The sequence below is a fragment of the uncultured Tateyamaria sp. genome (assembly GCF_947488715.1).
Classification (GTDB): Bacteria; Pseudomonadota; Alphaproteobacteria; order Rhodobacterales; family Rhodobacteraceae; genus Tateyamaria.
On record NZ_CANLAG010000001.1, the window covers coordinates 665252 to 675225 of the forward strand.

The following is a 9974-nucleotide window of genomic DNA, read 5'->3' on the forward strand; positions in this document are numbered from 1 at the left end:
TCAGGCATCTGCCGGCGCGATCCGCGCTGACAGCCATGAGGCAAAGCTTTGGGTTGCGTCGGATGTGCGTTGCAACGCTAGAAAGTACTTTTCTGCTGCATCGATTGAGGTCTCGTGGACCTGCTGCACCTTGCCGGTTGCAAGGGCGGACCCCGCCACCACCGAACTGACCAGTGCCGCGCCACTGCCATTGGCCGCGAGGTTGAGGGCGAGGCCGTAGGAATCCACGAAATAGGCGGGCTGTGGCGCGGTTTGTCCGGTGGTCTGGTGCCATGCGGCCCATCCATGCGACGTGCCCACCGTTTCGATCAGGGGCATCGTGTCGAGCGGGCCACTGTCGCGCGCCACCGCGATCAGCCTGTCCGGCCCAAGTGCCTGCGCGCCTTTGCCCACCTGTTTGTCTGACCCGAACCGGATTTCGACATCGGCCCGCGCCACTGCAAATTCGTCCGGCCAGATCGTGCTGACAAACCGTATCGTGACATCGGGGTGACGTGCGTGAAAGTCCGGCAGACCCGGCGAAATCACCCATTCGATGATGCTGAGCGATGCGGCCACGGTGATATGCGCGCTGTTGCGTGCGTGGGCGTAGGGGGCGGTCGCCACGCGCAGGCCGTCCAGCGCAGTTTCAACCTGCGGCAACAGTTTGCGCCCCTCATCGGTCAGCGTCAGCCCGCGGGCATGCCGGGTGAACAGCCGCACGCCCAACCGATCCTCTAGCGCGCGGATTTGCTGGCTGACGGCGGATTGGGTCAATCCAATCTCGTGGGCCGCAGCGGTGGAACTGAGCGTGCGGGCCGCCGCCTCGAACGAGCGGAACCAGTTGAGTGGGGGCAGGGATTTGGACATGTGCAAGCAACCTATCAGTAACACTAATACCTAAGGCGCAGATTCTTTCGTTTGTCAAAAAACACGGCGCGGCGGATCAATTGGACGACACTTGCAGACGAGGCGCGCCGTGACACCAGACATTCGGAAAATCGTAACATATGACGAAGAGGTGCTGATCGAAGGGTTCCGCGCAGCCAGCGTTCCGTGGCGTATGTTTGCCGTGGCTGCGGTTGTGCGCAACCCGTGGGCGGGCCGCTATGTGGAGGACCTCAAGCCCGAGATCCAGGCCTATGGCCCGGTGTTGGGTGAGATGCTGACTGACAGGATGATCGCCCTGACGGGCGGCGGTGACGCCATCGAGGCCTATGGCAAGGCGGCGGTTGTTGGTCTGGACGGCGAGGTCGAACATGCCTCGGGGCTCATCCACACCTTGCGGTTCGGCAATCATTTTCGCGAGGCGGTGGGGGCGAAGTCGTATCTGTCTTTTACCAACACGCGCGGGCCCGCGAATGCGCCCATCATGGTGCCGCTGATGGACAAGAACGATGCCGGGCGGCGGTCGCATTACCTGACCATTCAGTTTGCCATCCCGGACGCGCCGCGTGCGGATGAGATTGTCGTCGTTTTGGGGGCGGCGACAACGGGGCGGCCACATCACCGCATTGGCGACCGGTATCAGGACCTGAAGGATTTGGGACATGACGTGGACAACCCGGCCGCGGTCTGAGGTCTCTGGCCTGCCTGCGGTCGTCGCGGGGCAGGGGGTGGATGTGCTGATGCTGCACGGTGTGGGGCTGTGTGCAGATGCCTGGGCCCCGCAGATCGATGTGCTGGCGCGGCATGGCTACGGGGTGATGGCGACAGATATGCCGGGCCATGGGGGATCGGACGCAGCACCCGGTGCGGATTTGTCGGACTATGTCCGCCCTCTTGCCGCGGCATTGGAGGGCCCTGTGGTTGTCATCGGGCACTCGATGGGCGCGATGATTGCGCTGGCGTTGGCCGAGGCCGCCCCGGACAAGGTTGTGGGCGTTGTGGCCATGAATGCCATTTTTCAGCGCTCGCCAGAGGCTGCGGCAGCAGTACAGGCGCGCGCATCTGCATTGGACGGTGCATCCTTGCCCGATCCCGAGCCGACCTTGCACCGTTGGTTCGGTGAGGCGGACACACCTGCACGCAGGGCCTGTGACGCCTGGCTGCGCGCAGTGCATCCTGCGGCTTACAAATCTGCCTACACGACCTTTGCCAGCGAGGATGGCCCGTCACCTGAACTTTTGGCGGCTTTGGATTGCCCCGCGCTGTTCGTGACCGGCGCGGAGGAGCCCAATTCGACCCCCGCCATGTCCGAGGCCATGGCGCGCCACGCGCCCAAAGGCAGCGCGATGGTGATCGACGGGGCGGCGCATATGTTGCCCATGACCCATCACACTGTGATCAGCGACATCTTGTGCGGGTTCGCAGCGCGGTGCCTGCCATGAACCCGCTTGCGTTGCGTGATGCCTTTGGGCGCTTCATGACGGGTGTGACCGTGATCACGGCCCGTGACGCCAGCGGCGCGCCTGTGGGGTTCACGGCCAATTCCTTTACCTCTGTGTCATTGGACCCGCCGCTGTTGCTGGTCTGTCCGGGGCGGTTTTTGTCGACTTTTGCAGCGTTTGAGGCCTGCACCCACTTTGCCGTCAACGTGTTGGCAGAGGGGCAAGAGGACGTGTCGAACACCTTTGCCGGGTACAAGGGTGACCGGTTTGCCAAGGTGCCGCATCATTTCGGAGCGCACGAACTGCCGTTGATCGACGGCGCGGTAGCGCAGTTTTGTTGCAAGACCTACCAGGTCGTGCCGGCAGGTGATCACGTCGTTCTCATGGGGGAGATCACGGATGTGTCCCACACGGATGCTGCGGGTCTGGGATATGTGGGCGGGCGGTATTTCAGCCTGGGCCTTGAGCGGGAGACCGGCGCGGGCGCGGCCACGGTTCTAGGTGCCATTGTTGAAGTGGACGGTCACGTCCTGATGGAGCAGGCCGAGACCGGGATGCGCCCGGTGCAAGTGGCGGGCACCCCGACGGGTGCACAGCGCGACCATATCACTGCGGCGCTCAAGACACGTGGTTTGCGCGTGCAGATCAATCAGGTCTATTCCGCGTTTTCCGACGACGAAGCCGGGGTGCGTCACACCTACTATCTGGCCCATGCGCCCCATATGGACGCCGCGCCCGCCGGCATGTGCCTTGTCCCGTTTTCAGCCTTGCCCGCACAGGCATTTTCGACCCCTGCGATTGGTCACATGATGACCCGTTTTGCCCGCGAGGCGCAGTCCCGCAACTTTTCCCTCTACCTCGGTGATGCCGAGGGCGGCGAAATTCACGCCTTGTCATAAAGGACCCAGACCATGGACTTTTCCCTTTTTGCCCATATGGAACGTCTGACACCGGATCAGCCGCATGACGTTCTCTATGACGAGTTTGTCAGCCTGGTTCAGATGGCTGACGATGGTGGGATGCGCGCGGTCTGGACGGGCGAACATCACGGGATGGAGTTCACGATTGCGCCCAACCCGTTCCTGTCGCTGGTCGATCTGGCCCACCGGACCAAGAATTTGCGTCTGGGTACGGGGACTGTGGTGGCGCCGTTCTGGCATCCGATCAAGCTGGCCGGTGAGGCGGCCGCGGCCGATCAGATGACGCGCGGACGGATTGAGCTGGGCATCGCGCGGGGGGCCTATGCGTTTGAATATGAACGCCTGATGCCCGGCATGGATGCCTGGGAGGCGGGGCAAAGGATGCGGGAAAGCACGCCGCTCTTGCCGCAGCTGTGGGCCGGGGACTGCGCGCATGAGGGTGATTTCTATGCGTTTCCATCGACCACTTCGGCGCCCAAACCGGTTCAGCAGGACGGCCCGCCGATCTGGATCGCGGCGCGTGATCCCAACAGCCATGCCTTTGGCGTGCACAACGGGTTCAACATTCAGGTGACGCCGCTGTGGCAGGGTATGGAAGAGATCGAAACGCTGATGGGGCGGTTCAATGATGCCTGCGACAGCTATGATGGGCCGCGCCCCAAGGTGATGCTGTTGCACCATACTTATGTGGGCAAGGATGCGGATGACGTGGCGCAGGGTGTGCGCGACCTGCAACGCTATTACAACTATTTCGGGGCCTGGTTTTTGAACAAGCGGCCCGTGTCGCAGGGCATTATCCAGCGCATCACGGACGATGAGATTGCGGCCAACCAGATGTATTCGGCGGACAACATTGCGCGCGACCTGACCATCGGCACGACCCAGCAGGTGATTGACCGGATCAAGCGGTACGAGGACCTCGGATACGATGAATTCTCGTTCTGGATCGACAGTGGTATGAGCGTGGAGCGCAAGCGGGCCTCGCTGGCCCGGTTCATCGACGACGTCATGCCCAAGTTTCAGTGAGGACACCCATGGGACAATTACCGCACTATCCGCTGTTCATTGGTGGCGCTTGGGTCGAGGGATCGGACGGGCAAGTGATGGCGACATCCAACCCGGCAACCGGTGCCGATTGGGCCACCTTTGCCTGCGCGAGCGCGGCGGACGTCGACAGGGCCGTGCAGGCGGCAGCATCTGCGCTGGAGGATCCGGTCTGGCGCGACATGACGCAGACGGCGCGGGGCAAGCTGTTGTACCGTCTGGCCGAGCTGGTTGAACGCGACGCGCGCCATCTGGGCGAGATTGAGACGACAGACAGCGGCAAACTGCTGGCGGAAACGGCTGCGCAGACGGGATATGTCGGGGACTACTACCGGTATTATGCCGGGCTGGCGGACAAGATCGAAGGGTCCGTGTTGCCCATCGACAAACCCGACATGCACGTGTTCACCCGGCGCGCCCCTATCGGCGTTGTGGCGGCCATTGTGCCGTGGAACGCGCAGATGTTCCTGACCGCGACCAAACTGGGACCGGCGCTTGCGGCGGGCTGTACCGTGGTGCTGAAAGCGTCAGAGGCCGCGCCTGCGCCAATGTTGGAATTTGCCAAGTTGATCGAAGAGGCGGGGTTCCCCCCCGGCGTCGTGTCGGTCATCACGGGTGATGCTGAAAACTGTGCGGTGCCGCTGACACGTCACCCGCGCGTGGACCGCATCGCATTCACCGGTGGGCCGGGTACGGCGCGCCACGTGGTGCGCAATTCGGCGGAGAACTTCGCGGTCACGACGCTGGAGCTGGGGGGCAAGTCGCCCATTCTGGTGTTTGACGACGCAGACCTTGAGGGGGCGGCAAACGGGCTGATCGCGGGCAACTTTGGTGCCTCGGGCCAAAGCTGTGTTGCGGGGTCGCGGGGGCTGGTGCATCGGTCGATCCTGGAACCTCTGGCCGCGTTGATCGAGACCAAGGCCAAGGGGATTGTCGTGGGCGACCCGCTGGATGCGCTAACCCATGTCGGGCCGTTGTGTACCACAGGCCAGATCGCGACCATCGAGGACACGCTGACACGCGCCACGGCACAAGGCGCGCGCATTCGGTTTGGTGGTGCACCGCTGGAGCGTCCTGGCAACTATATGGCTCCGACGCTGGTGGAATGTGCGGGGCCTGACACGCAGACGCTCAAGGTTGAAATGTTTGGCCCGGTCATGTCGCTGTTGCCCTTCGATACGGAGGAAGAAGCCATCGCGCTGGCCAATGACAGCGACTTTGGATTGGGATCGGGCGTTTTCACTCAAAACCTTGCCCGCGCGCACCGGGTTTCGGGGCGCTTGCGGTCCGGCATCTGTTGGGTGAACACCTACCGGGCCATTTCACCCATCGCGCCGTTTGGTGGGTTCAACCAGTCCGGCTATGGCCGCGAGGCCGGTATTGAGGCGGTTTTGGACTATACCCGGACCCAGACCACATGGATCAACACCTCTGAGGCGCCCATGGCAAATCCGTTTGTTATGCGCTGATTGGTTGACCTGTCTTTTCCTTGCGCCATTTCTCCGCGATAGAGGGGGAAGGCAAGGAAGAGGCACATATGCGAGCTTTGATCCTCGAGGACGACTTTGATCTGGTTGCGGCATGGCGCGTGTGTTTGGATGAGGTTGGTATCGAAACCGTGCACGTCCACAGCGCGCTGGAGGGTTGGGCGTTGTTGGGGCAGGATGCGTTTGACATCGTGGTCGCCGACATCTTTATCCGAAGCGAAGAGGGCCACCCGACCATTGACGGCGGCATCCTGTTGCTGGGCAAAATCCGGGCGCAAATCCCGAGAGCCAATCGCCCCAAGACAATCGCAGTGTCTGGGTTCATGCCCAGCAAGTTTTCCGGTGTCGACCCGCTTGTCACCGTCAAGAACATGGATGTGGACAGCATCATGCGCAAACCGTTCTTTCCCGAAGACCTCAGGGCCGAGGTTCAGCGTCTGTTGCAGTGACAGTGCGATGCAGGCGATGATTTGACACAGGCTGATATCACGCGCAGGTTGTGGTATTGACTGATTTTTCTTGCCACTGGGTGTTGTTCTGTCGTGACCCTATCCCCCGAAGAATTGCAGCGCGCGCTGGATCAATGCAGCGCTGATCCGATCCACATTCCGGGACATGTCCAGGATTTTGGCGTTTTGGTTGCGATAGATCGCATCTGCACGCAGATCACCAGCATCAGCGAGAATTGCATGGACCTGTTTGGTCGTGCAGGCACCGAGATTGTGGGCCAATCCCCGGACATCCTGTTCACCGAGCAGCAATTGCACAGCTTTCGAAACGTGTTGAGCCACAGCACGATCAAGACCCAGCGTGAGGTGTTGCCGCCCAAAGTGGTGCGGGGCCGGTCCTGCCACATGTCCATTCACATGGCGAGTGATCAGGCGATTGTAGAAATCGTTCCCGAGCCTTTGCAGGGGCATGATCATGGTCTCGCGCTCAGCCAGGCACAGACGTTCCTTTCCACGCCAATCAATGATGGCGACCTTGTACAGTTCTTTCATGGCGCGACAGAGCGGCTGCGGGCGCTTTCGGGTTTTGACCGGGTCAAATTCTATCAGTTCCTTCCCGACGGTGCCGGAGAGGTCGTGGCCGAGGCGCGTCATGCAGATGTGGATACGTTCCTGGGATTGCGGTTCCCCGCCAGTGACATTCCGCAGATTGCGCGCACCCTCTATGCCCAGACGCCTGTGCGCGTCATTCACGATGTTCAGGGTTCGGACAGCCAGATGATCGGTCTGCCGGGGGCCGGGCCGTTGGATATGTCGCTGGCCGTTTTGCGGGGTAAAGATGCGGTGCATCGGCAGTACCTCGAGAACATGGGAGTGGCCGCGACGCTGACAGTGCCGGTTGTGGTTGATGGGGTGCTGTGGGGCTTGTTCGCCGCACATCACATGACGCTCAAAACCGTGGACCCCAACGTGCTGGTGGCGGCGGAACTGGCGGGCAAGGTGATCAGCCTGCGGGTGCAGCATGTCCTTGAGAGCCGTCGCAAACAGGCCCACACCACCTGTTTCGGCATCGCAAACCGGTTGTTCGTTGTCGATGACAGCAAGCTGGCCGTCGATCAATATTGGACCGCAGTCAAAGACGAATTGGCCGCGATGGTGGGCTGCGACGGTGTTGTGATGATGCTGGGGCAGCAGGTGATGTCACAGGGTGATGTGCCGCCCATGGATGCCTGCCGGGCCATACCGGATCTGTTTGCGACAGCGGTCGACACCATCGTCAGCCTCAACACGTTGCCCACCGCGCGCCCGGACGTCGACTGGGGCGATACGGCGGGTGTTCTGGCGCTGCGTGTTGCGCGGCAGCGGGATGTGACGCTTGCCTTTTGCCGGAACCTTGTCGAACGGTCCGTGCGCTGGGCGGGTCAGCCCGAAAAGGAGATAACGGTGCAGGACGGCGTGCCGCGATTGTCACCGCGCGCCTCGTTTTCCACCTATATCGAAAGCACGCGTGAACAGTCCAAGGAGTGGACGGCCGTCGATATCGAGATCGTGCGCGCGCTCTATGATGCGCTGTATCAGGTGTTGGAAACCCAGGACGAGATGCGGGACAACCGGCACCGTATGGGCCTGATGGTGCATGAACTGAACCACCGGGTGCGCAACATTCTCGCGTTGGTTCAATCGCTGTCGTCACAGTCACGCCAGGGCAGCACATCTATTGACGGATACGCCGCTTCGCTCGAAAGCCGCATTGTAGCACTTGCGGGGGCGCACAATCTGATGACGCGCGCCGACATGCGCGGTGTGTTGTTGTCAGAGCTGGTGCTGCTGGAGTTGCGGCCATTTGCGGGCGAATTGGGCCGGATCACAGTCGAGGGGCCGGATACGGTGCTGAGGCCGGATGCCGCGTCTGTTTTTGCCTTGGTGATCCATGAACTGACTTCGAACGCCGTCAAATATGGGGCGCTGTCGACCGCGACAGGGCGGTTGATGGTCACATGGCGCGTTACCGAGGACACGCTGGACCTGCTGTGGGTGGAAAGCGGTGGACCGCCGGTTGCAGACCCCACGCGGTCGGGGGTGGGCAGGACCATCGTCGAAGAAAGCCTGCGCTATGAGTTCGGTGGCACGTCGTCGTTGCAATTCCTGCCCGCCGGGGTTGAGGCCCGATTTACTGTGCCGACGGACATTGTTGTGGATGTAGATATCGTTCCGCGCCCGTCCAAAGGCGGTGCCGTGACCGATGGCAAAGTGGGTCAAGCGGTGCCGCGTGGTCGTGCTCTGGTTGTTGAGGACAATTTTGTTGTGTCGATGCAATCCACGGCCATGATGCACGATCTGGGCTTTGTCCAAGTGGACGCGGCGGCCAGTGTTTCCGACGCCTTGCAGGCATTGGATGCGCAAGAGTATGACTTTTGTTTGCTGGACATGAATTTGCAGGGCGCGTTGTGTACACCCATAGCTATGCGTTTGAAAAAAGACGGAATTCCGTTTGTTTTCGCAACCGGCTATGGCAGCGATGCGTTCCATCTGGTCCAGGGTATTTCCGCCCCATGGGTTGTGAAACCCATTGAGACAGAGGTGCTGCGCGCCATTCTGGATACCGGTGTCAAACCTATGAACTGACCGCGTTTGTGGCATGTTTTGCCACGGGCTGACACATGGATACGGTTTGACTTTTCCCGAATCCATGTCAATTTGCTATCGTATAGGTTGTAGAGGTTGATCCCATGTCAGGTAGGAAAATCGTACTGGTTGACGATGACGAGGCTTATCTTGCGGCGCTTGCTGGCGAGCTGCGTGGCGATGCCAGTGTCCATACCTTTGGTCGCGTTGTGGATTGTCTGGAGTTTCTGAAACAGAAGGGCGAGGAGGTTGACATCATCTGTGTCGATTTGTTCATGCCGGATGTTCAGGGCGTGGATTGGCAGCTAAGCGGGTTGTCGACGATCAAACAGATCAGGGAAATCTACCACGAAGACGCGCCAGTGATTGGCGTCTTGAGCGGTATGGATGCGGTTGTCCATATTCACACCTGTCTCAAGAATGGGGCTGATTGGTTCATCGAAAAACGGTTCGACGTGAAGTCTGTGGCCGATCAGTTGTTGGAAAAACCACTGCAACCCACAGCCGTAAACGCCTAGCACGTGGCCATTCGCGACGTCGCCGACCGGCTGGCACATGACACCACGGCCCTGTGCCGCAACATCGCTATCCTGACCGATATTCTGATCGAAGATGCGGATGACCCGGCGCGCGTTGCGGATGTCGGCGCGCAATTGCGGGCCAAGTCAGCCTTGCTGTTTTCATTGGTGCGCATGGGGCGGCGTGTGACGCAGGTTGCTTTGCACGCGGGAGATCCAGAACCGGTTGACCTGGAAAAGACGGTGACACAGGCGATCCTGCGCAATGCGGGACGTCTGGGGGGGCTTGGCAACCGGGTTGAGGGCACGGGCACCGCGACCGTGGATATGCCGATGTTGGACCTGGCGTTGGATGCTGCACTGGAGAATGTCGGCGATCATGGTCCGGGGGGTGGGACGCTTTGTGTGCGAATCCGGGATGGTGCGATTGACTTGTTGGCCCCAGCGGACCGTCCGGCGACGGAAGAAGATTTTGCGGCCTTTTCCGGGCGTGACCGCAAGGGGTTTGGTGGTTTGGGGCTGTGGCTGGCGCGCGAGGTGATGCAGCGTCAGGGTGGGCAGGCCGTGCCACTTGATATCGACGCCACGACATTTGCAATTTCGTTGCAATTCAAGGCGTAAG

The 9974-nt window shown here is 61.0% G+C and carries 10 protein-coding genes; 9 read left to right on the plus strand and 1 reads right to left on the minus strand.

What is annotated here, in order from left to right; translation table 11 throughout:
- On the minus strand, positions 1 to 849 hold the full coding sequence (locus Q0936_RS03385; RefSeq protein ID WP_299296082.1) for a LysR family transcriptional regulator: 849 nt from the start codon (positions 847 to 849) through the stop codon (positions 1 to 3).
- Positions 850 to 958: 109 nt separating this feature from the next.
- Here Q0936_RS03385 and Q0936_RS03390 point away from each other — a divergent pair, with 109 nt between their 5' ends.
- The 9 genes from Q0936_RS03390 (at position 959) to Q0936_RS03430 (ending at position 9973) form a co-directional block, all read left to right on the plus strand.
- Positions 959 to 1558, plus strand: coding sequence for an amino acid synthesis family protein (locus Q0936_RS03390; RefSeq protein WP_299296084.1), 600 nt, complete (start codon positions 959 to 961; stop codon positions 1556 to 1558).
- Positions 1530 to 2309 carry an alpha/beta hydrolase gene (locus Q0936_RS03395; protein ID WP_299296086.1) on the plus strand — a complete coding sequence of 260 codons (780 nt, stop codon included), beginning with the start codon at positions 1530 to 1532 and terminating at the stop codon, positions 2307 to 2309. Before Q0936_RS03390 ends, Q0936_RS03395 begins: the two co-directional genes overlap by 29 nt.
- On the plus strand, positions 2306 to 3208 hold the full coding sequence (locus Q0936_RS03400) for a flavin reductase family protein (protein ID WP_299296089.1): 903 nt from the start codon (positions 2306 to 2308) through the stop codon (positions 3206 to 3208). Before Q0936_RS03395 ends, Q0936_RS03400 begins: the two co-directional genes overlap by 4 nt.
- A 12-nt stretch (positions 3209 to 3220) precedes the next feature.
- Positions 3221 to 4255, plus strand: a complete 1035-nt coding sequence (locus Q0936_RS03405; protein ID WP_299138319.1) for an LLM class flavin-dependent oxidoreductase — start codon at positions 3221 to 3223, stop codon at positions 4253 to 4255.
- An 8-nt stretch (positions 4256 to 4263) separates the two neighbouring features.
- Entirely contained in the window at positions 4264 to 5742 is a 1479-nt protein-coding gene (locus tag Q0936_RS03410) for an aldehyde dehydrogenase (protein WP_299296091.1), read from the plus strand.
- Between the two features lie 68 nt (positions 5743 to 5810).
- A complete protein-coding gene (locus tag Q0936_RS03415; protein WP_299296093.1) occupies positions 5811 to 6209 on the plus strand; it encodes a hypothetical protein in 399 nt (132 codons plus the stop codon).
- A gap of 93 nt (positions 6210 to 6302) precedes the next feature.
- On the plus strand, positions 6303 to 8834 hold the full coding sequence (locus Q0936_RS03420) for an HWE histidine kinase domain-containing protein (RefSeq protein ID WP_299296095.1): 2532 nt from the start codon (positions 6303 to 6305) through the stop codon (positions 8832 to 8834).
- A 104-nt stretch (positions 8835 to 8938) separates the two neighbouring features.
- Positions 8939 to 9352 (plus strand): response regulator, encoded by a 414-nt coding sequence (locus Q0936_RS03425; RefSeq protein ID WP_299296097.1) that lies wholly within the window; start codon positions 8939 to 8941, stop codon positions 9350 to 9352.
- Positions 9353 to 9355: 3 nt separating this feature from the next.
- Positions 9356 to 9973, plus strand: a complete 618-nt coding sequence (locus tag Q0936_RS03430; RefSeq protein ID WP_299296100.1) for a hypothetical protein — start codon at positions 9356 to 9358, stop codon at positions 9971 to 9973.
- The last annotated feature ends 1 nt before the right edge of the window (position 9974 follow it).